Source organism: Comamonas sp., assembly GCF_036666375.1.
GTDB lineage: Bacteria > Pseudomonadota > Gammaproteobacteria > Burkholderiales > Burkholderiaceae_C > Comamonas.
The window spans coordinates 13,529-35,949 of sequence record NZ_JAVWWA010000049.1; the positions used below are offsets into that span (position 1 = coordinate 13,529).

22 protein-coding genes are annotated in these 22,421 nt (G+C 65.2%); 17 read left to right on the forward strand and 5 right to left on the reverse strand.

Annotated features, from left to right (window positions below; all coding sequences use genetic code 11):
* Nucleotides 1-2: 2 nt before the first annotated feature.
* Nucleotides 3-1,661 (reverse strand): hypothetical protein, encoded by a 1,659-nt coding sequence (locus RR928_RS13375; RefSeq protein WP_332682876.1) that lies wholly within the window; start codon nucleotides 1,659-1,661, stop codon nucleotides 3-5.
* 77 nt (nucleotides 1,662-1,738) lie between these two features.
* Between RR928_RS13375 and RR928_RS13380 the strand changes: the two genes are divergently transcribed.
* From RR928_RS13380 to RR928_RS13410, 7 genes are all read left to right on the forward strand, one after another.
* Nucleotides 1,739-2,797, forward strand: coding sequence for a helix-turn-helix transcriptional regulator (locus RR928_RS13380; RefSeq protein WP_332548488.1), 1,059 nt, complete (start codon nucleotides 1,739-1,741; stop codon nucleotides 2,795-2,797).
* Between the two features lie 222 nt (nucleotides 2,798-3,019).
* Nucleotides 3,020-3,520: a sigma-70 family RNA polymerase sigma factor gene (locus RR928_RS13385; RefSeq protein WP_332682878.1), complete on the forward strand. Its 501-nt coding sequence runs from the start codon at nucleotides 3,020-3,022 to the stop codon at nucleotides 3,518-3,520.
* Nucleotides 3,517-4,485: a FecR family protein gene (locus tag RR928_RS13390; protein ID WP_332682880.1), complete on the forward strand. Its 969-nt coding sequence runs from the start codon at nucleotides 3,517-3,519 to the stop codon at nucleotides 4,483-4,485. Before RR928_RS13385 ends, RR928_RS13390 begins: the two co-directional genes overlap by 4 nt.
* 75 nt (nucleotides 4,486-4,560) lie before the next feature.
* Nucleotides 4,561-7,059 carry a TonB-dependent receptor gene (locus RR928_RS13395; protein ID WP_332682882.1) on the forward strand — a complete coding sequence of 833 codons (2,499 nt, stop codon included), beginning with the start codon at nucleotides 4,561-4,563 and terminating at the stop codon, nucleotides 7,057-7,059.
* A gap of 7 nt (nucleotides 7,060-7,066) precedes the next feature.
* The gene (locus RR928_RS13400; RefSeq protein WP_332682884.1) at nucleotides 7,067-8,263 is read left to right on the forward strand and encodes a PepSY-associated TM helix domain-containing protein; all 1,197 of its coding nucleotides are present in this window, start codon (nucleotides 7,067-7,069) and stop codon (nucleotides 8,261-8,263) included.
* 108 nt (nucleotides 8,264-8,371) lie between these two features.
* The gene (locus tag RR928_RS13405; protein ID WP_332682885.1) at nucleotides 8,372-9,265 is read left to right on the forward strand and encodes an alpha/beta fold hydrolase; all 894 of its coding nucleotides are present in this window, start codon (nucleotides 8,372-8,374) and stop codon (nucleotides 9,263-9,265) included.
* Between the two features lie 286 nt (nucleotides 9,266-9,551).
* On the forward strand, nucleotides 9,552-10,715 hold the full coding sequence (locus RR928_RS13410; RefSeq protein ID WP_332537730.1) for a hypothetical protein: 1,164 nt from the start codon (nucleotides 9,552-9,554) through the stop codon (nucleotides 10,713-10,715).
* A gap of 22 nt (nucleotides 10,716-10,737) precedes the next feature.
* Here the strand turns inward: RR928_RS13410 and RR928_RS13415 are convergent, their stop codons facing one another.
* A complete protein-coding gene (locus RR928_RS13415; RefSeq protein WP_332682887.1) occupies nucleotides 10,738-12,033 on the reverse strand; it encodes an MFS transporter in 1,296 nt (431 codons plus the stop codon).
* 95 nt (nucleotides 12,034-12,128) lie between these two features.
* On the opposite strand from RR928_RS13415, the gene RR928_RS13420 reads away from it, so the two are divergent.
* On the forward strand, nucleotides 12,129-13,085 hold the full coding sequence (locus RR928_RS13420; RefSeq protein WP_332548497.1) for a LysR substrate-binding domain-containing protein: 957 nt from the start codon (nucleotides 12,129-12,131) through the stop codon (nucleotides 13,083-13,085).
* A 75-nt stretch (nucleotides 13,086-13,160) separates the two neighbouring features.
* On the opposite strand, the gene RR928_RS13425 is transcribed toward RR928_RS13420, so the two are convergent.
* The gene (locus RR928_RS13425) at nucleotides 13,161-14,402 is read right to left on the reverse strand and encodes an MFS transporter (protein WP_442881916.1); all 1,242 of its coding nucleotides are present in this window, start codon (nucleotides 14,400-14,402) and stop codon (nucleotides 13,161-13,163) included.
* 109 nt (nucleotides 14,403-14,511) lie between these two features.
* Between RR928_RS13425 and RR928_RS13430 the strand changes: the two genes are divergently transcribed.
* The 6 genes from RR928_RS13430 to RR928_RS13455 all read left to right on the forward strand — a co-directional run bounded on the left by RR928_RS13430 (nucleotide 14,512) and on the right by RR928_RS13455 (nucleotide 19,158).
* On the forward strand, nucleotides 14,512-15,129 hold the full coding sequence (locus RR928_RS13430) for a TetR/AcrR family transcriptional regulator (RefSeq protein ID WP_332537733.1): 618 nt from the start codon (nucleotides 14,512-14,514) through the stop codon (nucleotides 15,127-15,129).
* A 200-nt stretch (nucleotides 15,130-15,329) separates the two neighbouring features.
* Complete coding sequence (locus tag RR928_RS13435) at nucleotides 15,330-15,518, forward strand: hypothetical protein (protein WP_332537734.1); 189 nt, start codon at nucleotides 15,330-15,332, stop codon at nucleotides 15,516-15,518.
* Between the two features lie 21 nt (nucleotides 15,519-15,539).
* Entirely contained in the window at nucleotides 15,540-16,550 is a 1,011-nt protein-coding gene (locus RR928_RS13440; RefSeq protein WP_332537735.1) for a helix-turn-helix transcriptional regulator, read from the forward strand.
* Nucleotides 16,551-16,697: 147 nt separating this feature from the next.
* On the forward strand, nucleotides 16,698-17,387 hold the full coding sequence (locus RR928_RS13445; RefSeq protein ID WP_332537736.1) for a hypothetical protein: 690 nt from the start codon (nucleotides 16,698-16,700) through the stop codon (nucleotides 17,385-17,387).
* On the forward strand, nucleotides 17,384-18,334 hold the full coding sequence (locus RR928_RS13450) for a hypothetical protein (protein ID WP_332537737.1): 951 nt from the start codon (nucleotides 17,384-17,386) through the stop codon (nucleotides 18,332-18,334). The genes RR928_RS13445 and RR928_RS13450 overlap by 4 nt, the downstream gene beginning before the upstream one ends.
* 20 nt (nucleotides 18,335-18,354) lie before the next feature.
* Entirely contained in the window at nucleotides 18,355-19,158 is an 804-nt protein-coding gene (locus tag RR928_RS13455) for a PhzF family phenazine biosynthesis protein (RefSeq protein ID WP_332537738.1), read from the forward strand.
* Nucleotides 19,159-19,176: 18 nt separating this feature from the next.
* Here RR928_RS13455 and RR928_RS13460 read toward each other — a convergent pair whose 3' ends face one another.
* Nucleotides 19,177-20,064 carry a LysR family transcriptional regulator gene (locus RR928_RS13460; protein WP_332537739.1) on the reverse strand — a complete coding sequence of 296 codons (888 nt, stop codon included), beginning with the start codon at nucleotides 20,062-20,064 and terminating at the stop codon, nucleotides 19,177-19,179.
* A 70-nt stretch (nucleotides 20,065-20,134) separates the two neighbouring features.
* Here RR928_RS13460 and RR928_RS13465 point away from each other — a divergent pair, with 70 nt between their 5' ends.
* Both RR928_RS13465 and pdxH read left to right on the forward strand, forming a co-directional pair.
* Nucleotides 20,135-20,293, forward strand: a complete 159-nt coding sequence (locus RR928_RS13465; RefSeq protein WP_332682892.1) for a hypothetical protein — start codon at nucleotides 20,135-20,137, stop codon at nucleotides 20,291-20,293.
* A 43-nt stretch (nucleotides 20,294-20,336) separates the two neighbouring features.
* A complete protein-coding gene (gene pdxH, locus RR928_RS13470) occupies nucleotides 20,337-20,993 on the forward strand; it encodes a pyridoxamine 5'-phosphate oxidase (protein ID WP_332682894.1) in 657 nt (218 codons plus the stop codon).
* On the opposite strand, the gene RR928_RS13475 is transcribed toward pdxH, so the two are convergent.
* Nucleotides 20,971-22,215: an MFS transporter gene (locus RR928_RS13475; protein WP_442881917.1), complete on the reverse strand. Its 1,245-nt coding sequence runs from the start codon at nucleotides 22,213-22,215 to the stop codon at nucleotides 20,971-20,973. The two genes, pdxH and RR928_RS13475, sit on opposite strands and share 23 nt — an antisense overlap.
* 102 nt (nucleotides 22,216-22,317) lie before the next feature.
* Here RR928_RS13475 and RR928_RS13480 point away from each other — a divergent pair.
* Nucleotides 22,318-22,421 (forward strand): helix-turn-helix domain-containing protein (locus RR928_RS13480; RefSeq protein ID WP_332682904.1); only part of this gene is annotated, 104 nt, incomplete at its 3' end.

Genomic DNA, 22,421 nt, shown 5'->3' on the forward strand with positions numbered 1-22,421 from the left:
CTTCAGTTGATTCCCAGTGCCGTCTTCATGGCATTCCAGGCCGTGCCGTTCAAACGCACGGAGTAGCTCACGGCCTGGCCTTCATCGGCAATCGCCGCAGGCTCGCGAAAGCCGAACACATTGCCGTCGTACTCCGTATAGCCGCGCGTCACGCCCTGCGCGAAGGTCTTGCCGGGGAAGTTGGCGAAGTTCAGCAGGCGTACGCCATTGACCGTGGAAATGGTGAATGCGCTTTGTGAATGCGCGACGCAGCTGCCCAGATCCGTGTACGCGGGAGCGGTGGATTCGCAGCTGTAGAACTGCGCGGTGGTGGCGTTGACGAAGGCTACGCGCAATACATGGCTGGCGTCCACAGGGCCGGCAGCGCCGACGGTGGTGGCGCGCACCGTGGTCGGCGTCGCCAGATTCACCGCGCTGGCCGGGCGGTTGGCAATCATGATGTCCAAGGTGGGGAAACCGAAACGATCGGTTGCGGTGTTGTTGATCAAGAGCGGCGAACGGTTCAGCTGCACCGACACGACGGTGCGCACCTGCGCGCCTGCCGGGAAAGTCGCCGTACCCAGCACAGCGGGGTCCATCTCGATGGAGCGGTCATGGCGAATCGCCTGGGCCTCAAGCGCGGCATCTCCGGCACGCAGCGCGGTCACGGCCTCGGCCATGGATTTGCCGCCGACATCCAGCGTCTTGAGCGTGAAGCCCAGGAACGCCGTGGACTGGTTGCAGACCAGGGTGCGCGCCGGGTTGCCCAGCGTGGTCAGGCGCGGCACGGCGGTGTCGCAGCGTGTCCAGCCGCTGCTGGTCAGGGTGACCGAGGGGAACAGGGCCTCGGGCGCGCTGGCCAGCCCGCTGGTCTTGCCGGTCCGGGTTTCGATCTGGCGCGCATAGCCATCGGCCTGGAGCACGCCATCGGACTTGCGCTCGCGCGCCACATAGTTGTCTGCACCAGCGTAATTGAGAAAACCCAGCTGATCGGATGCCACGGCCGCGGCGCCGGGCGCCGTCACCTGCAGCGGCGCGCCCAGCTCCAGCGCATAGGCCGTGACCTTGGCGGCGGTGCGTGCCGTATCGGGCAGCACGGCGCTGCTGGAAGCGGCGTCGCTCTGGTAGTCGTAGATCTTCGCTGCCGGAATGCCTAGCTGGCGCGCCACGGCGGCCTCGGCCGCCTCGCGTGTCATTCCGCCCGCAATGCCGGTTTGCACCAATGTGGTCAGCGGATTGATCTGACCGGCCTTGCCCGCGGGAGCGGACAGCTGGAATGCCTTGGCCGTGGCCTTGCTGTCTGGGTCGGCAGCGTCCACCGAATCAGGCGTCACCCGGGCAATCACGGGCGCCTGATTGAATGCCGCCGTTGCCGCCGCGTCGGCGGGCTGGTAGGTGATGCTGAACTTGCCGTCCGCGCCGGTGAGGGCTGCGCCGGGTTCTGTGGTGTCGCAGACGGCGTTGGCGTTCAGGTCCACGCACACGGCGGTGTTGCGCACGGCCTGATCGATGAGCACAGCGCCCGCAAGCGTGATGGCCGGCTGCGCAACTACGCCACCGCCGCCACCGCTGGTGTCATCGGAGCCGCTGCTGCCCCCGCAGGCATACAGGCTGGCGATCAGGCCGCACAGCAGCAGAGGACGAATGGCGGGCAGGGAAGTGTTGTGGGGGGCAAGGTGCATGGTGGTTTTCCAGGATATGGGTGTGACACACAAACTCTATTGTTCAAACACAACAAACAAAATGATGCAATTGCACTATGCTCAGACCGCGCCTCCGCCCTGAAACGGCTTGTCCCGGACCGGGAAAGGTTCGCCAGCGAGGTGCCTGCAAGAGAGAGAACGCCGCCATGCATGCCGACTACAGTGATCTGCTGCTGTGCTTGTACCGGAAATCGCACGAATTGCCCGTAGCGCACTTTCAGGATGAAGCGCTGAACCTTCTCAAGCCCGTGCTGCCCTTCGACTCGGCAATGTGGGGCTGTGCCACCTTGACGCCGGGTGGCATCGATATTCACGCCATCCACCTGCATCGCCAGCCTGTGGAAATGCTCCAGGCCTATGAGGAAGTCAAGCACCTTGATACCGCGGCGCAAGCCGTGGGCATGCGCCCCAGCGAGACCCTGGCGTTTGATGCGCAGTCCTGGTTCGGTGGGCGGCAGCAGAGCGCGCTGCGCGACTATGGCCGGCGCTTCGAGCAGTCGCACTTCTTCATTGGCGGTCTGGTGAACCCGGACACACGGTTCACGCGCTGGCTCACGCTGTTCCGCGCCCGTGCCGATGCGCACTGCACCGAGAGCGAGCGCCTGCGGCTCGCCGGATTGCTGCCGCACCTGCAGCAGGCGCTGGAGCTCAACCGCCTGACGCATCTCAAGGACGTCGTGCAGACCAGGGGCGGCGACGGCACGGGCTCGGCCCTGGCCGATTCGCGCGGGATGATCCACCACATGGATGCGATCTTCGAGCACGCGTTGCGCAATGAATGGGCGGGCTGGCAGGGGCCCTGGCTGCCGGCTGCCGTGGTGGTCGCCGCACAGCGTGGTGAGCAACGCGTGGTGGGGCGCACGCTTGCCATCAAGCAGTTCAGCCAGCACGGCTTGCTGTGGCTGCGCGTACGCCCGCTGTGCGCGGCCGATGCACTGACGCCGCGCGAGGCCATTGTGGCGCGCCTTACCGCCATGGGCCTGACGCACAAGCAGATCGCCGCGCGGCTGCAGCGCGCTCCGGCCACCGTGCGCAACCAGATCCGGTCGATCTACGACAAGCTGGGCGTGGCCAACGTGGCGGCGCTCGTCGAGGCGCTGCGGCAGGCCGATTGAGGGGCGGCCCCGCCCTCTGTTCGCCGCATTCGCATCAACGGGCGGCAGCGTTTGCGCATCATTTTGCTGCCCGCAAGCGAACGATCTGACCGCGGCCCAGTCCCTCCACGAAGCTTTCTTCAGCGCGCGCGGCGGTTGCGCCAGATAGGGATACCGGCGGATAACAAGAATCATTACCATTTATGATCGGGCCTATCCCTAGAAAGCTCCCGCCAACGCGCCATGCCATCGATTCAGTTCCAAGCCGAAGTGGCTGACATTTTTCGCCAGCACCACGCCTGGCTGCGTAGCCGCCTGCTGCGGCGCGTGTCCAGCGCCAGTGAAGCAGAAGACGTGGCGGCGCAGACCTTTTTGCATTTGACCGAGGATGGCGGTCGCTCGGTCATACGCGAGCCGCGGGCGTTTCTCAGTACCATCGCCAAGCGCATTCTGATCAAGCACTGGCAGCGCCAGGACCTGGAGCAGGCCTATGCGGACACGCTGCGCTGCATGCCCGAAGCGCTGGCGCTTTCGCCCGAGGAGCATTGCATGCTGGTCGAAGCCATCTGCCAGATCGACCGCGCGCTCGCCGCACTGCCGTTGCCGGTGAAGACCGCGTTCCTGCTGTCGCGGCTCGATGGCATGCGCTATCCGCAGATCGCCGCGCACATGGGCATTTCGCTGGCGACCGTGGAGCGGCACATGAAGCGCGCCTTGCTGCATTGCGTGGCCTGCGCGCCATGACGATGGCCGGCGAGCAGGACTTGTGCGCCGCCGTCGATTGGCTGGTGCGCCATGAAGCGGCCGCGCTCAGCGCTGCCGAACGCCAGGAGTTCGAACAATGGCTGGGCCAGGACAACAGGCACCGCTGCGCCTGGGATCGCGTGAACGGCGCGCTTGCCGCGCCGCTGACCACCGTGCGCAATCTGCAGGCGCAGGCCGAAGGCGTGCATGTGCAGGCCGCCATGCAGGCACTGTTCAGAACACGCCGCCGGCGCGTGCTGCGCGGCGCGCTGGCGATGGGCGGCGTGGCCGTGGCGGCGAGCTTGGTCGCGGATCGGCTGACGCCGCTCGCCCAGGTCATGGCCGACCTGCGTACGGGCACGGGTGAAAGGCGCGCGTTCAGGCTGGCCGATGGCTCTACGGTCTTGCTGGACGCGCGTTCGGCCGTGGACGTGCGCTACCTCTCGGGCGTGCCGCAGCTGCAGCACCGCGCCGGCGCGCTGATCGCCACGCGCGCGCATGCCGGGGCGGGCCCGCTGGAGATCCGCACCCGCGACGGGCTGGCGCGGCTCGAGTCGGGGCGCATGATGAGCCGCGTGCATTCCGACCGCACCGAAGTGGTGGCCATGGAGCACAGCCTTTCCTTGCAGCCGCGCGCGCTGCAGTCCGTCATTCTTGGCGCGGGCGAAGGAGCGAGCTTTAGCGCCAGCCGGATGGCGCCGCTGCACGGCAATCCACTGCATCGCGCTGCATGGCAGCAAGGCATGCTGGCCGTCGATGACTGGTCGCTGGCCGAAGTCGCCCAGGCGTTGCAGGCGTATTTTCCCGGCTTCATCCGGGTCTCGCCGGCGGTCGCCGAGTTGCGCGTGTTCGGCATCTTCCGGCTCGAAGTGGACGAGCTGCTGAACACGCTGGCCCAGATCCTGCCCGTGCAGGTGCGCCGCCTCGGACCCCTGATTTCCATTGACACCAAAGGAGTGCGTTGAAGCCGTGGAAAAAAGCTGAGGGGATTTTGCGTTTCGCCGCACAAGCCAGGTAGTACAGAGCGAAAAGGATAATCCGTGACTACCTTCCTCCTTCAACGCCGGCCTGCCCAGCGCCCCGGCCTGCATGCGCTGGCGCTGGCCGCGTTCGTGGCTTGCACCGCGGCCCCCATCGCCAGCCAGGCCGCCGAGGCATCGGCGGCGGCGTTTTCCCTTGAAATTCCCGGCGGAACGCTGGCGCAGACGCTGACCCGCATTGGCCAGCAGACGGGACGCAGCATCGTCGCCGACCCGGCTTTGCTCAAGGGCCTGCGCGCCGGCCCCATTCATGGCGCGCTGACGCCGGAGCAGGCCGTGCGCCAGGCGATCGAGGGCTCCAGGCTTGGCGTGCAAGCACTGCCCGGCGGAGCGCTGCAGATCCGCGAACCCGCGGCGCAATCCCCGCAAGGCAGCGCGCCCTCGGCTGCGGGCGAAGCCGCGTCGGAGCACGTGGCCGCGCTGGCCACGGTGGTCGTCACCGACCAGCGCTCGGAAACCTCGCTGATGCAGCCCACGCGCCAGGTCACGGTCATCGAAGGCCAGGAGCTCGAAGACCTGCGCGCGACCTCGCCCAATCTGAGCATCATGCTGGCCAAGACGGTTCCCGGTCTCTCCGACTCCAGCCGCAATCTCAGCGATTTCGGCATGACGCTGCGCGGACGCAATGTGCTGGTGCTGGTCGACGGCATTCCGCTCAACACCAACCGCGACAGCGCGCGCAATCTGTCCAATGTGGATCTGAGTCGCATCGAGCGCGTCGATGTGCTGCGCGGCAGCAATGCCATCTATGGCAGTGGCGCGACGGGTGGCGTGATTTCCGTGACCACGCGTCCCGTCGGCGGCCAGCCCGTGGCGCGCACCACGGTGGGCATCGATTCTTCGCTCTCGCACCTGAGCGGCGACGGCTTGGGCGGCCAGGTCCAGCACTATCTGTCGGGCGCGGGCGAGGTCGTGGACTACGAGCTCGACATCGCGGCGCGCCGCACGGGCGCGGCCTTTGACGGCCATGGTGAGCGCATCGCGCCCGATGCCAGCCAAGGCGATCTGTTCGACTCCAATACCTACAGCCTCGGCGCAAAGCTGGGCTTTCGCATCGATGGCGACCAGCGCATACAGCTTTCGGCCAGCCATCTGCGTGCCCACCAGCAGTCGGACTACGCGAACGACCCGCGCGTCAATCTCGCCCCGCTGGGCAGCGTGTCCGCCAGGGCCATCAAGGGCCTGAGCCTGGCCGAGCAGAACCAGGTCGAAAACACGCTGCTGAGCGCGAGCTACGAGCACAAGGATCTGGCCGGCAGCAGGCTGAGCGCCATGGTCTATGGGCGCGACAACTTCCTGCGGTTTGCGCCATTCGATGCGCGCAGCAACACCAACCGTGGCAACTTCGTCGATCAGGTCCTGCAGAACAACAAGGTGTTCGGCGGGCGTCTCACCGTCACCACGCCCTTTGGTGAAGACCAGCGCACGAAACTCGTCTGGGGCGCGGACTACATCCAGGAACGCAGCAACATGCCGCTGGACAGTTTCGATGCCGCGACCTACGACTCCAGCGGCGGCCTGGTCTTCCGACGCAGCGGCCAGCACATCTACATGCCATGGGTGAGCGTGAAAAGCGCTGGCGCGTTCGGGCAACTGCAGCACAAATTCAACGATCAATGGTCGGCCGAAGGCGGCTTGCGCTATGAGAAATCGCAGGCGAGCTTCGATGACTTCCAGCCACTGTCGCAATTGCGCCTGCCGCGGCCGGGCACGGTGTCCGGTGGCAAGGTCGCCTACGACGCGGTGCTCTACAACGCCGGCCTGGCCTACAAGCCCAGCCAGGACCATCAGATCTATACCTCCTTCAGCCAGGGCTTCGATCTGCCCGATGTGGGGCTGCAGCTGCGCAATGCGGGCGCCAATTTCGCGATCGGCTCGTCTGAGCTCGAGCCTGTGAAGACCGACAACTATGAAGTCGGCTGGCGCGGCACCTTCGGCGACACCATGGCGACCGTCGCGCTGTTTCACTCGCGCTCCAACCTGGGAGCCGTGCAGTCGTTCAACAACGGACTGCGTCTTACGCGCACGCGCGAGCGCATACGCGGCCTGGAGCTCACTGCTGACCATTACGCCGGCAGGTGGTCCACCGGCGGCACGCTGACCTGGATGCATGGCCGGGAGACGCCGCCCGGTGCGGCCGGCGATCAGATCATGACGGGCTACCGCATACCGCCGGTCAAGATCACGGGCTACGTGCAATACCAGCCCAGCGAACGCTGGAGCCTGCGCAGCCAGTTCAACTGGTTCGGTTCGCGCGATTACCGCCTGGCCGATGGCAAGACTCAGTTCGCACGCGTGGATGTGAGGAGCTACTACAGCGTGGACGTCATGGGCCGCTACCAGTTCGACAACAAGAACCAGCTGACCGTGGGCGTGCAAAACCTGTTCAACAAGTACTACCTGCCGCTGTACAGCCAGTTGATGCGCAGCAGCAAGAACGACAGCCGTCTGCTGGCCGCGGGCGCGACCTTGACGCTCAGCTACACGCACCACTGGTGAGCTGCCCATGGCGCGCAAGTTCTGGGTGGCGTTGCATCGCTATCTTGGCCTGGCGATACTGGTTTTTCTGCTGGTGCTCTCCCTCACCGGCAGTCTTCTGGTGTTCGGGCCTGAAATCGACGCCTGGCTCAACCCGCACCTGTTGCGCGTGGCGCCGTCGGCGTCGCCACTGGGCGCGCAGGCGCTGACCCGGCGCATCGAGCAGTCCGACCCACGCCTGCGCGTGAGTCTGATGCCATTGGGCGGGTTGGCCGGCGCCTCCTTTGAAGTGCGGGTCGAGCCGCGCATCGATGCAGCCAGCGGCAAACCCCATGCGTTGGGTTTCGACCGGCTCTACGTCGATCCCGGCACCGGGCAGATTCTCGGGGGGCGCCAATGGGGCGCGTGGAAGTCCGACCGCGCGCACCTGATCCCGTTTGTCGATGTATTGCATCGCCGCCTGCACCTGCCCGGAAAATGGGGTATGTGGGTGACAGGCGCGGTCGCCATCGGCTGGCTGCTGTCTTCATTGCTCGGCGCCTGGCTCACCCTTCCGCGTCCCGGAGCCTGGCGGCAAGGCTTCTGGCGCAAATGGAAGCCCGCATGGGGCATCAAGCGCGGCGCGTCCGCGGCCAGAACGACGTTCGATCTGCACCGCAGCGCCGGCCTCTGGAGCCTGCCATTCGCCGTCGTTCTGGCCCTGTCGGGCGTCTATTTCAGCCTGGCCGATGAAGTGTTCAAGCCCGTGGTCGGCTGGTTCTCCACCGTGCACCAGCACCCGGTGCGCGCGCTGCCCGCGGTAGCGGACCCGCAGCGCCAGCCCGCGTTCGGCATCGACGAAGCCGTGCAGCGCGCGCGCGCCCAGCTTGCCGCAGCAACGCAGCACTACCCGCCCTGGTATGCCAATCATCTCGGCAAGCAAGGCGTGTACCGCATCGCTTTCAAGGAGCCCGGCATGCTCGAGCGTGCGCTGAGTCTGCGCTACGAGCAGATCTACATCGACGACCAGACCGGGGCGCTGCGTGCGCGCTACGGCTACCACGACGCAACGCGGGGTGAGCGCTTTGTGATCTGGCAGTATCCGCTGCATACGGGGCGGGTGCTGGGCTGGTGGGGGCGCGGCGCAATGCTGCTTGCCGGGCTTGCCACCTGCGTGCTGGCCGCCACCGGCCTCATGGTCTGGCGCCAGCGAGCGCGCTCGCGCGCGCAAGCTGCCAGGGTGTGACGCCGTGCACGCAGCGCCCGCAGATCGAAGGCGCCTGCCATGGCCTGCGCGAGCCCGCGGATTGGGCGACGCTGCAGCGCGGCGCTGCACGCCTGACAATAGGGGCGCATGAAAACAGACAACACCAAGCGCCTGATATCGCGGCGCAATGTAGTACTTGGCGCGCTGCTGGCGACCACTTTGGGCGCGCGCGCCCAGGACAACAAGGCCGATCTCTTTGGCGTCGAAATCCGCGGCAGCGGCGGCCACGATGTTCTATTGATACCGGGCCTGGCTTCGAGCCCCGAGGTCTGGACTTCGCTGGCCGCCCAGCTGTCTGCGCAGCACCGCGTGCATCTGATCGACATCGCAGGGTTCGCCGGCCGCGCACCGGTCGCGGACGCGGCGCCGCTGGCGTCCAGCCTTGCCGAAGCCCTGGCCGCCTATATCGCCCGCGAGGGGCTTTCGCCGCCCGCCGTGGTGGGCCATTCGCTGGGCGGCGAGGTCGCCCTGATGCTCGCGGCGCGGCATCCGGCGAGGGTAGGGCGGCTGGTCGTGGCCGATGCGCTGCCGTTCTACAGCCTGCTGTTCACTCCGGCGGCGACTGTAGAAACCGCTGCGCCCGGCGCGCGCGCGTTGCGTGATGCATGGCTCGCGGCCACGCAGGAACAGCTCGCCGCCATGCAGGAAGCCGGCGCCGCGCGCCTGGCCACCGGCGCCAGCAGCCGCGCAGCCGTCAGCCGCTGGGGGCGCGACTCCGACCGCCGGACGGTGGCGCAAGCCGCCTACGAATTGGCGATCACCGACCTGCGCCCCGAATTGGCCAGGATCACGGCGGCTACCACCGTCATTTATGCCCATCATCCCTCCTATGGAGCGGTGGAGTCGGTCGATGGCGCGTTTGCGGCCGCCTACCAGGGCCTGGGCCATGCGCGCCTGGTGCGCATAGACCACAGCCGCCACTTCGTGATGCTGGACCAGGCCGAGCGCTTCAATGCGGCGGTGGTTGAGGCGCTGCGCTGAATTTTTGAACCCAGCCGAATGTAGGCCAGAACCGGCCTGCGGCGGGTGCAGCGCAACGCGCCACATCGAAATGTTCCGACCGGCAGTCAAGACCTTGATCGGTAGTGCGCCGCTTTGAACCAAGCCGTTGTTGGCGTGACGACGCGCTTCTTCACCGGCATGCTGGTCAGGCCTATGCAGGGTCACGGCGCATGAGTTCGAACCAGGCCATGCGGAAGCAGCTAGTGGTTCTTCCCTTGTCCGTGCCTTGCCGGCTATCGACAATGCCAGCAGAGGGAGACAAGACATGAATCTTTTAGCAGCTGCGTCGCGCGGGTTCGCATTGGGAATCCTGTTGCTGGCAACCAGTTGGGCGAGTGCCTTTCAAATCGGACCTCTGGGGACTCAACATGAGGAACGCCTGACCAACGAGCCCAACTCCACTCTGGCGCGCATCGCTGGAACCTTGGGCGTTCTGATCAAAACCCCTGTCCATGAAGAGATAACCCATCTTGGCAAGTGGTGCGGTGGAGAGCACATCAACCTCGCCACCGATACCTACTGCAGCGGCCGCGACGTGGGAGTGGCATCGCCCTATGTCATATACGGGGTGCGGTGGAACGACTTGCCGCCGTTTCGGCTGGAAGAGGGTCAGGGCAATTGCGACTACATGGGACACAAGAACGTCTGTAAACCGCAGACCATCCGCTTCTCCACCCAGCCCGCATGCTGGCACTGCCTCTTCAAGGATGCGGAACGCAAAGCCCGCACCAAGGCCATTGTGGGATGCAACAAGACCGCCAACAGCATCCAGGGAAACCTGATGACCCGGTCGCATTTTGGCGACTTGCAGTTTCTTCACGGCATGGCGCATGCGGCGGATATCCACCCTGTAGACACGCGGGCCGAGATCCTCGACTGGCTGGAGTTCGCGTGGAAAGTGTCGTCCAAGGAAATACTCCCATCCACCTATCTGAAGAACATCGACAATCCGACCATCCAACGGCATTTCGGCTGCACCGAATGGAAGGTCGTCGACCTTTACCTGCTGGGCCGACAGGATTCCGCCAGTGGTCTGATCCACCAGATTCGCGATATCGCTTTTGGCTCGGTGCTGCATACCGTCCAGGACTCGTTTGCGGCCGCCCATGCCGAGCGCGAGCCGCAGCCTGGAGCCGAGCAATGCGAAGGCTCGGCTTTTGTGAGCCCCGCACCTATCGTGGAGTTTCATTCCTATGGTGCACAAGATGGTGCGCTGCATGATCACGACGACAGTCGAGAAGCCATGACCGCGGTGGCGCAGGACCGCTGGCCGGAGGCTGTGCAGGTGACGCGCAATCTGTTCGAACTGCAATCCGACGGGGCAAAGTGGGCCGATGCGAGCAGCTATCTGCAATGCGTCTTTACGTTGAGCGAGCGGCGCAGAAGCTCCTCGCCAGGCGAAACCTACCGTCGTATCGACAAGCCTTGAGCGTAGGCGCCACCCCATCCCTTTACGTGGACCGGCCCACCGCCTTGGCTTCAAGCTTTGGATAGCCGTCCACGGCAGCCGGCACCAGCAGCGGCAGCGCCACCAGCGCGCAGGCGCTGGCGGCCAGCCACACCAGGGTCCAGCCCTGCAGCGTGAGCAGATGCGGAATGGAAAAGGGCGTGACAAAGCACACCAGGAACACGCTGGTGTTGGCCATGCCCAGCGCGGTGCCGGCGCGCGCCGCGCCCGCCAAGGTGGCCAGTTCGGTGTAGGCGACGCCATGCCAGGCCGAGACGCAGACCCCGCTCAGGCCCAGCAGCACGACCAGCGCGGTGCGCAGCGCCCATGCGTCGGCGGCCTGGCTGCCGGCAGCCAGCACCAGCGCCGCGAGCGCGGCAAACAGGCCGGCGCTCAGCAGGCTGCAGGCGCGCAGATAGGCCGGCCGATTGCGCCGGCGGTCGGTCCAGCGGCCGCTCCACACGCGCATCACCATGGCGCCGATCTGGGTGAAGACCATGGTGGCCGTGACCAGCCCCAGGCCCACATGGCCGAAGTCGTGCAGGAAGACGGTGCCAAAGGACAGCACGGCAAACTGCGGCGCGCACAGAATGCCTATGCCCAGCACGATGCGCCAGACGCGCGCGTCGCGCAGCGGTCCGCCCTGCGAGGCAGCCTGGGCGCCGGCGCCGGCGCGCGGCGCGCTCGCTGCAGGCTCGTGCACCCAGGCCCAGGCCAGCAGCGCGCCCAGCGCGCACAGCGCCGCCAGCAGGCAGTAGAGCGCCGCAAAGCCCCAGTGCAGCGCGACAAACGGCAGCGCCAGCGCACCGATGGCGCCGCCCAGCGGCACGGCGGTCTGGCGCAGGCTCATCGCCAGCCCGCGCTCGCTGGCGTCAAACCAGGTCATCACCGCCCGGCCGCTGGCGCCGTTCACGCTGCCGCCGAGCAGCCCGACCAGCAGCAGCCCGGAGGCCAGCATTCCCAGGCCGGGAACCTGGCGCGCGCTCGGCGCCGCCCACAGCGCCATGGCCAGCAGCGCCAGCGCGGTGCCGCCCAGGCCGGTGAGCAGCACGGGCCGGTCGCCCCAGCGGTCGGTCAGCATGCCCCAGGGCAGCTCGCTCACGGCGATGCCCAGGCCCATCAGGCCCAGCACCAGGCCCAGCGTGGCATTGTCAAGCTGGTAGCCGGTGCGCATCAGCACCGCAGTCATGGGAATGCCGCTGAAGGCCACGGAGAACGCCGCGTTGGCGGCAACTCCCGCGGCCAGCACTTTCCAGCGGTGGCGGGGTGGATACGGCGAAGAAGAAGTCGATGGATTCATGGTGCATCGCAGTCTCCGGCGTTTCAATGGTTTTGAAAATCAGAAAGTAATTGACCTATCATCCTGAAAAACAGGACTGTCAACAGGACCCGCAAATGAGCCAGGTGATGTTCGATCTCGACGTGCTGCGCACGTTTTCCACCGGCATGGCGCTGGGCAGCTATGCGCGCGCGGCCGACAAGCTGGGCCGCTCGACCTCGGCCGTGAGCGCCCAGCTCAAGAAGCTCGAGTCGCAGGCCGGCACGGCGCTGTTCCGCAAGCAGGGCCGGGGGCTGGCGCTGACCGATGCCGGCGAAACCCTGCTGGCCTACGCGCACCGCATGCTGGAGCTCAACGACGAAGCCGGCGCGGCCCTGCGCGGCGCCGACCTGCAGGGCTGGGTGCGGCTGGGCCTGCAGGAAGACTTCGGCGAGACGCTGCTGCCCGCGGTGCTCGGGCGCTTTGCGCGCGCCCATCCCAAGGTGCGCATCGAAGCCTGTGTGGCGCGCAGCAGCGAGCTGCGCGAGCGCCTGGAACTCGGTCAGCTCGATCTGGCCTTGGCCTGGGACGCGGGCGACCAGCCGCTGTCGCCCTACGCCGAGCGCGTGGCGCGGCTGCCGCTGCTGTGGATAGGCCCGAGCGCGCCCGAGCGCGTCGACGCCCCCTGGTGGAGCGAGCGCGAGCACCGCGCCCCCGGCAGCCGCAAACCCGCAAGCAAGGAGCCGCTGCCGCTGGTCATGCTCGACGCACCATGCCCGCTGCGCGAGATCGTCACCAGCGCGCTGGACCGCGCCGGACTGCCCTGGCGCCGCGCCTTCGGCAGCGCCAGCCTGGCCGCGCTCTGGGCCGCGACGTCGGCCGGACTGGGCCTGACGGTGCGCACGCCTTTCGGGCTGCCCGCGCAGGTGCGCACGCTTGATCGCGGCGTGCTGTCGCTGCCCGCGCTGCCGCAGATCTCGCTGGTGCTTTACCGCGCCCAGGCGCACTCCGAGGCGCCGGCAAGCCGGCTGGCGACGCTGCTGATGGAAGCGGTGCGCCAGCATGTGGGCCCGTTGGCAAGCCAGGCCGATTGAGTCGGGCTGGGGCTTTGCTGCTGGCGCTGGGGGCCGGTGCTTGCGCCGGCTGCAGGCAGTTGGGCAACGAGGTGTTCAATGCCCGGTTGCGGCCGCGTTGCCGCTGCGCGCTGCGCCCGGAAATCCATGGCGGCGGGCAGACTTGGCAATTGCCCACGCCACCATCGCCAGGCAGACCAGGGCCCAGGGAAACGCCTTCGGTCCCCAGCTGCTCAGCAGGACGCCGCCCAGCATTCCGGCCGCGGCAATGGCGCTGTTCCACACCACCACATTCATCGACAGCGCCACATCGGCGCCGTCGCCTGCGGCGTCGGCCAATGCGGTCTGCAGCAAGGTGGCCGCGCCGCCAAAGCTCACACCCCATGCGGCCACGCCGAGGTAAATCGCCAGGGGCACGTGAGCCCAGCCGGCGAACACCAGGCCCACGGCGCCAAACGCCGCCAGACTGACCAGCACCGAACGGCGCAGATGGCGATCCACGGTCTTTCCGGTGATGGCTATGCCCAGCAGCGCCGCCGCGCCGAACACCAGCAGCACCAGGTCCACGCGTTCGCCCAGGCCGGCCTGGGCGACAAAAGGCGCGACATAGGTGTAGAGGATGTTGTGGGCCAGCATCCAGGCAAGCACCACTGCCAGTACCTCTCGCACGCCCGGTGTCGCGAGCACCTTGCGCAGCGGCAGACGCTGCGCTGCGGATTGGCCGGGGTAGTTCGGCACCTGGGTCAGCACCCAGACGATCAGGACCACAGTCAGGCCCGACATGATGCCGAAGGCGCTGCGCCATCCGACCAGCGCGCCCATCCATGTGCCCAGCGGCACCCCCAGCGACAAGGCAATGGGAGTGCCCAGCATGGCAAGCGCCAGCGCCTTGCCTTGCTGGTGCGGCAGGACCATGCGGCGTGCATAGGACGCCAGCAGGCTCCAGGCAAGTCCGGCGGACGCACCCGCGAAGAACCGTGCCAGCAGCGTCAACGCCACATGCGAGGACAGCGCGGTAACGGTGTTGAACAGGAGAAAGCCAACGATGGACAGCAGCAAGGCGTTGCGGCGCTGCCAGCGCTGGGTGGCAATGGTCAAGGGAATGGCGGCAATCACCGAGCCCAAGGCGTAGGCGGTGACCATCTGGCCGGCCATGGCCTGCGAGATGCCCAGGCCCAGGCCGACCTGGGGCAGCAATCCCGCGGGCAGGGTCTCGGTCACGATGCAGATGAAGCCGGTCATGGCCAGGGCCAGGAGCGCGGCGACAGGCAGGCCTGCCGCAGGTTGCTGCGCCGGCAGGGCGCAGGGGACGGAAGGTGACAGGCGGTTGGAATCCATGGAAAATCCTACATATATAACGATCGGTACAAATGTAGTCGCAGGCAAATCGGCTTGTCAACGACTTTTGTACCGATTAGTATTGAACGATGTTTTCAGGAGATGCCACATGGCCCAGATGGGACGCCCGCGCACGTTTGACCGAGACCGGGCCATTACCGAAGCCATGCACCTGTTCTGGGAGCATGGCTACGATGCGACTTCGCTGGCGCAGCTCAAGGAGGGCCTGGGCGGCGGCATTTCCGCGCCCAGCTTCTATTCCGCCTTCGGTTCCAAGGAAGCGCTTTTCCAGGAATGCGTGACGCGCTATCTGTCCACGCACGGGCGTGTCACGGCGCCGTTGCAGGATGCGTCACTGACGCCCAGGGTGGCCATAGAGACGGCGCTGCGCCAGTCCGTCGCCATGCAGTGCGAGCCAGGCCATCCGCGCGGCTGCATGGTGGCCTTGGGGGCGCTGAGCGCGCCATCCGTGGCCAGTGCGGACGTGGCACGCGCGCTGGATGCATCGCGGGCACGCACCCGGGCGGGGTTTGTCGAGTGTGTGCAGCGCGGCATCGCCAGCGGCGAGCTGCGCCCGGACACCAGCGCCCTGGCCCTGGCTGCGGTGTTTGACAGTTTCCTGTCGGGGGTCTCCATCTCGGCAAGGGACGGCGTGGATGCGGCGGTGCTGGTCGCCGCCATTGACCAGGTCATGCGCTTGTGGGATGGGGCCAGGCAAATGACCTGACCGAGTCAAGCCTGCTGCATGCGCTTGGGTGCTGATGCACTGGCTGGTGGCGCTGAAGCAGTGGGCCGTTGCGCCTGAGCCAGGCAAGGCGCGGTAAGCGTGCAAATTTCTTATCCGTGCCCACCCGCTGTCAAAAACGACACGACCTGTCCAACCCGGCCAGCACACTACAACTTCGATTGGCTCGCTGAAGGTTGCAGATGTTCTGGATCGCTATTTTTGGGTTTTTTCTTGTCTGGATGTTGACAAAATTCGGTGTCTTGTCTGCAACCGTCGGCATATTGGCTATGGTGATCAAGCTGCTCCTGATCGTGCTGTTGATCGTAGCAGTTGCTGCAGCCTGGTTCTGGCTGCGCAAGAAAAATCCAGGCGCTTCTGCCAAGCAATGACAGGCATCATGTATGGCTGAAATGAATAACAATATCTGGGGTCTATCAGAGGCCACACCGGGAGTCCAGCAAGAGCAGTTGCCCATGGCGCAGGGGCAGCACGACACCATCGCCTATCGACTCTCACAGATCTTGATCAAACTGAACCAGGGCGATCACCTCGACCCCGCTGAATTGGCCGAGGAATTTGGCACACATGTTCGCACCATCCAACGTGACCTCAAAGTGCGCCTGGTGTACTTGCCCCTGCTTAAAACAAGGGGGAGGTATCACCTCGAAGCCGCCTACCTTGGCAAGCTGAAATTCAGCGATATTGAACGTTTCGCTGCGCTGGCCGGAGTCAGAGGATTGTTTCCATCGATGGACCGGGACTTCCTGAAAGACTTGCTGGGCCAGCCGGTTCAGGCGCCATGGTTGGTGCGTGGTCATCATTACGAGGACCTGTCCACCCACGTCGGTGTATTCAGTCAATTGGAAAAAGCCGTCATTCAGAATCGGGTGCTCCATCTCGATTTGTTCAAGGACGGTCAGACCAAAACCTACCTTGACGTCCAGCCCTACCGCTTGCTCAACACCAAAGGCATTTGGTATCTGGCAGCGGTGCATGACGGCAGGATCAAGACCTTCGGTGTCGGAAAAATCAGGTCTGTTCAGGTGCAGGCCCAGGATTTTTCGCGTGATGCCAGCGTAGAGGCGGCCATTCAAACCGAGGAAGGCATATGGCATTCACCGCAGCCCCAAAAAGTGCTTTTGGCCGTGGCGCCTGCAGCCGCGGAGTACTTCAAACGCCGACAATTGATTCCCCACCAGAAGATCGTCAGTGAAGCAGCGGACGGTGCGCTGACGGTCGAAACCATAGTGGGGCATGCCAATCAGATATTGCCCATTGTCAGGTACTGGATACCGAGTGTGCGAATCCTGTCTCCCGAGGATTGGCAGGAACAGTTGCTTGATCAGCTTTCCAGCTATTCGAATGGCTCGGCGTCAGGCCGCGATGCCGACTTTGCCGAGCAACGGAAAGCGCGCACATGAAGAGGAGGGTGCTGGATTTTTTCAACCGAGAGCGTCATGCAGACATATCTGCTACTGGTGACCAGCCATGCGCGTTGACAGGTGCCGAATGCCGTTGATTTTGCTACCCCTTTTTCCATCCTGGGCCTATCGATTTACAGAGTCCAAATGAACGATTTACCAACGCCTAGAGAGTCAACGAACTCCTTGGATAACGTGCCAACGCCCGAAGGGATGTGGACCAAGACCGCCGCATTCCTCAAATCGTTCTTTCCTGCCGAGCAGGGAATGGGGGGGCCGAAAGAGCCAAAAGAGTCTTGGCTTGAGCCAGTGCTTGCTTCGGTGGACACGCCCGTCGCCTCCCTGGTCGATTTCAACAAGCTGCCTGATTTGGCATTCAGGCGCGAAGTGCTTGATTGGCGCGATAACTTTCACGCCGCCGTAACGCTCACCGTTGCGCGGTTGGAGGATTGCTTCATTCAGCAGATGCAGGCCGATCTCGACAATGTGAGCCTGCTCAGGAAAGTGCTTGCTCGACCTTCGGATGAAATCTTGCAGGACAGTTTTGTTCGCATCGTGCGTCTGCCGTTGATTGCAGTCCTGCGCAAAGAAGAGAACAAGCTCAATGCAATTGCTCAGAAATGGGATCATTTTGCCAAGGTCGAGCTGGTTTTTGACACCTGCAGACTGAATGCAGAGTGCGCCAGCCTCCATGACATTGGCTTCAAGTTTTCGAAAAAGAACCTGATCTTGTCGCGAATACAGACATTGATGCTCGGACCTGCCGGAATAGCCGAGCACTTTCGCGATCAAGGGATGCATCTTTCAAGAAAGCTGTTGGAGACAAAGACATCATGATGAGCACCATACCCTTCGAGATTTCGGCGGAGCTTTTGGGCCGCGTCGCTTCAGGCGAGCTGGTTCGATACGGGACGATTCTGAAAGACTCGGTGACGGGACAAATCGTTCGACATGTGCAGGAAACGGGCGTAGCACAGTCGGTTCTGTCCAATTTGGCTTCCGGCCCTTTTGCGCCCATTTCCATGACGGCTGATGTGCTCAATGCCGGAGCGAGCATCTACACCGGCGTGAAAATCAACCAGCTCCAGGCGATGATGGGCATGCTGCAATCACTGCAGGTTGCGACCTTGGGTGTTTCGCTGGTTGGCGTCGGGGTCAGCGTTGCGGGCTTCTACCACATGAACAAGCGTTTCACCTCGCTGGAGCGGCGCATGGAGCATGTGGGTCAAAGCATACGGTCTGGATTCGAGAGCTTGGGCCACCGAGATCTGCGCAGGCAGCTGCATCTCACCAAAAGTCTCTTGCAGCGCGCGCAGCAGGCAGCGGCCCTGTCCCATCCTCTGACTGAGTATTCGGAGGTCGCCGCTGGGCTGGCTGACCAAGCCGCCTTCTTCAGCGGCGAGATCGATCACATGGTCAACACCAGCGGGTCAATGGACGCAGATGTATTTTGGCAAATGACGCAGATGCTGATGCTCTGCAACAGTGTTCGCATCGACTGCCGCATTCGGACCAATGAGTTGCGGTATGCCCTGCTTGTCTCGGAAGCGGTCTCGTCCAATTACAGCGATCTGTTTACTCAATTGACGCCATTGTCATTCGGTCCTGCGGTCGATCAAGGCTTGGCAACAGTCAGGGTGCTGCGCGATGCCTGCGACGCCGCCGCAAGCAAGCCCTATCTGATTGACTATTTGCACACCCAACGGATCGGAGGCGGTGATTACATCGAGGCGATAGAGCATGAAAAGAACAGTCCATACCTCCTGTTGAAAACCGCCCATTGATGCAATACCCCCCACTTGCCATGCAACTTCCCCTGCACATCATTGACGCCTTCACCTCGGAACGATTCAAGGGCAACCAGGCCGCGGTGGTCTTGCTGCAGGCATGGCTGGCCGACCCTTTGCTGCAATCCATTGCTGCCGAGAACAATCTGTCCGAAACCGCATTCCTGGTCTGGAGCGCCGAGCGTTCTGCATTCGAGATCCGCTGGTTCTCGCCGCTCAAGGAGATTGCGTTCTGCGGCCATGCGACGCTGGCCAGCGCGTTTGTGCTGTTCGAGGCCGATCCGGCGCGCGGCGTCATTGCATTCTGGGCCGCGGCCGTGGGCCAGGTCAGCGCCACGCGGGAGCCCGGCGGCCGCATACGCATGAGCTTCCCGCGCCGCGATGCCCGGGTGCTTGACGAGCCGCCGGCCGCGCTGCTTGAAGGCCTGAGCCCGGCGCCATCGGCCTGGCTCGTGAACCAGCAGGCCTATATGGCGGTGTACGAAACCGAGGCCGAGGTGCGCGCCGTCACGCCCGATCTGCAGCGGCTCAAGACGCTGGGCCCGCTGGACGTGGTGGTCACAGGGCCCGCGGCTGCGGGTGCGTTCCATGATTTCGTCAGCCGCTATTTCTGGCCGGCCAACGGGGGCGACGAGGATCCGGTCACGGGCTCCATCCATGCGGCGCTGGCGCCTTACTGGGCCGTCAGGCTGGGCCGCAATGAACTGGTCGCGCACCAGGCGTCGCGGCGCAGCGGAACGCTGTTTTGCGAAGTCACCGCGTCCAGCGTCGAAGTGGCCGGACATTGCGTGCGCTATCTGACGGGCACCATCACCCTCTAGCCACGCCTGCCGGCGCGCTCAGCTGGCAAACTCCGCGAGCACCTGCAGCACGCTGTCCACCGCCAGATTCGGAGCCTGCAAGTAGCGGTGCGCGACGGCCATGGGCCGCATCAGTTGCGGCGAAAGATGGCGTATCTGCACATCGGCGGCATTGCGCTGGTCCTTGACTTCCTCCAGCGGCAGTATGGCCGCGCTCTGGCTGGCCGCGGCCAGGCTCTTGAGCGCGCCAGGGTAGCTCAGCGTCAGAAAGGGGCGCGGGTTGAAACCCGCCTGGCCGAACCAAGCGGCAATCAGGCCGTGCATCTGCGTTGCCGGCGCAAACGACGCCCAGCGCCGGCCGGCCAGCCATTCGGGCGTGACCAGCTCGGGCGCGTCCCAGGAGGAGGGCAGCAGCACCACCATGGGATCGTTGCGCCAGGGGATCAGCCGGATGTTCGCCACCGCCGGCTGCGGACTGGCGACGATGGCGATATCGAGCGTTGCGGCCCTGAGGCGCTGCATGGCTTCGGCCGAGCCCACGGCTTCAAGCTTGACTTCCACGCCCGGGCTGCGCTGCGTCAGCGCTTCGAGCATCAGCGGCAGCAAGCGCGTGCTGACGCCGGCCGAGACGCCCACTTTCACCAGCCCTTCAAGGCCCATGGCGCGGCGCTGCACCAGGTCGATCAAGTCGTCGCTGGCGGCAAGCAGCTTGCGCCCTTCGCTCACCAGCGCGTCGCCGGCCAGCGTCAGTTCCGCATGCCTTCGGCCGCGGATCAGCAAGGCCGCCTGCATGCGCGATTCCAGCTCCTTGATATGCAGGCTCACGGTGGGCGGTGCCAGATGCAGGGCCTGGGCGGCGGCGGCAAAGGTGCCCAGATCGGCAATGGCAATGAGGGTCTGCAGTTGGTCGAGGTTCAAATTACGCATCAGGAATTATGAATTCAAGCGTCATTCAATTCAACTTTACAGAGGTCAGGTGGGGCGCGAGCATAGCGCCATGCCCGATCAAAACCAATGCACCGATGCCAGCGCCGCACCACCACCGCAGGGGCCCGCAGCCCGCCTGCGCAACGGGTGGCAGCGCGCGCTGGACGTTCTGGCACGCGCGGAAAAACGCATCCTGGAGAACTTCCGCGTTCCGCCCCATGGCGGCTGAAAGCCTGCGTCCTGCGCTGGCGCTGTCAACGAAAGATGAAAACATGACCGATATGAAAGAACTGCTCAGAAGCCTCCCCTCCCTTCCCGGTCCCTATGTGCCGTTTGACACGGCGCAGGCGCCCGCGCAGCCCGAGCCGCTGTTCGCGCAATGGCTGCAGGCGGCAATCGATGCCGGCATACGCGAGCCCCATGCGATGACGCTGTCCACGGTGGATGGCGACGGCTGTCCCGATGCGCGCGTGCTGATTCTGAAGAACGTCGATGAGCACGGCTGGCATTTCGCGATCAGCCGTGCCAGCCCCAAGGGCCGCCAGATCAGCGATTCTCCGCAGGTGGCGCTGACCTTCTACTGGCCCGCGCTGGGCCGGCAGGTGCGCATCCGCGGAACGGCGCACGACATGGGTGAGCAGACCAGCAGCGCGGATTTTCTGGCGCGCCCGCTGGGATCGCGCGCCGGCGCGCTGCTGGGCCGGCAAAGCGATGTGCTTGAGTCGCCGCAGGAGCTGGAAGACGGGCTGGCGCGCCAGCTGCGCCGCCTCGAGCAGCAGCCTGATGTGCTGCCGGACAGCTGGGTCGTCTATGCGGTCAGGCCCCGGGAGATCGAGTTCTGGCAGGGCAACGAGCAGCGCCGGCATGTGCGGCTGCGCTATCGCCGCGCGCCAGACGCGTCTTGGTCTAAGGAGCGGTTGTGGCCGTGATCTGCGCGCGGGCCAGCCCCCTGCCGCGGCGAAGCCGCGCGCCAAGCCGGGCAAGGAAGAACGCCGCCGCCGCGGCGCCCAGCGCGATCGCCGCCGCGACATAACCTACGCTGCTAGTGCCCCAGGCGGGGATGGCCAGCGCGCCGACCATGGCGCCCAGGCCGATGCCGGCATTCGCGGCCGAAACATTGAGCGTGCCGGCCAGGGCCTGGGCATGCGATGCGGCCTTCATCACGCGGATCTGGCAGATGGGATACAGCGCGGTGTTGGCCACGCCCCAGAGCGCCAGCGCCATGCCCAGCCAGAATCGGTTGTCCACGGCGGCCATGCTCCAGGCCATGCCCAGGGCCAGCAGCACGCTGCACAGCGCGGTCACGGCCAGCGGTCGGTGGTCGGCCCAGCGGCCGCCCAGCCAGTTGCCAAGCAAGCCGACCGCGCCAAAGCCCATCAGCCACCAGCCCACCTGCGCCTTGGGCACGCCCGCGGCGCTCTCCAGCGTATCGGCAAGATAGGTGTAGGCGGTGAACATCGCGGTGAACACCAGCACCGACAGCGCCACATTGGCGACAAACAGCGGATCGCGCAGGATGCGCAGCTGCTCGCCCAGGCGCAGGCGCTGCGGCGAGCGCAGCGCCGGCATGCCCCACTGCAGCAGCAGGGCCACCAGCAGCGACAGCGCGGCCAGCGCCCAGAACGCCACGCGCCAGCCCACGGCCTGCGCTGCCAGCGTGCCCAGCGGAATGCCAAACAGCATGGCCGCCGAAATGCCCAGATAGACCGACGACACGGCCCGGCCGGCGCGCTGCGGCCCCGCGAGCTGGGCCGCGGTTTCGCTGGCCGTGCCCCAAAACACGGGCAACGCGAGCGCCGGGATGAAGCGCGCCAGCGCCAGCACCCAGAGGTTGGGCGCCAGCGCGGCCAGGGCGTTCGCGCCCGCGAAGATCAGCAGGATGGCGACAAACAGCCGCTTGCGCTCGATGTGCGCGAGCCAGGCCGTGAGCAGCGGCCCGCACAGCATGACCGTGAAGGCAAACAGCGTGACCAGCAGCCCGGCTTGCGAGATCGAGATCGACAGGTCGGCGGCCAGCGCGGGCAGCAGGCCGACAATCAGGAATTCGGTGGTCACCAGAATGAAGGCAGCGGTTGCCAAAATGGCAATTGCCAAGAAGCTTGTCGCGCGGGGCGCGGCAGAGGAGGGCGAGAGGGCGGGGTGCGTGGTCACAGGGGGGTCTCAGGGTTTCCGCGAGCTTAGCTGTGAACAAAATTCCTATCTCGGGAGAATTTTCCATACACTCTGGACCCCATTTCCAGAATTGATTGCTTCATGCATCCCTCCGAACGCCTCAAAGGCCTGGAAGCGTTTGTCGCCACCGCCGATGCCGGCAGCTTCACCGCCGCCGCCGAACGCCTGAACCTGACCAACTCCGC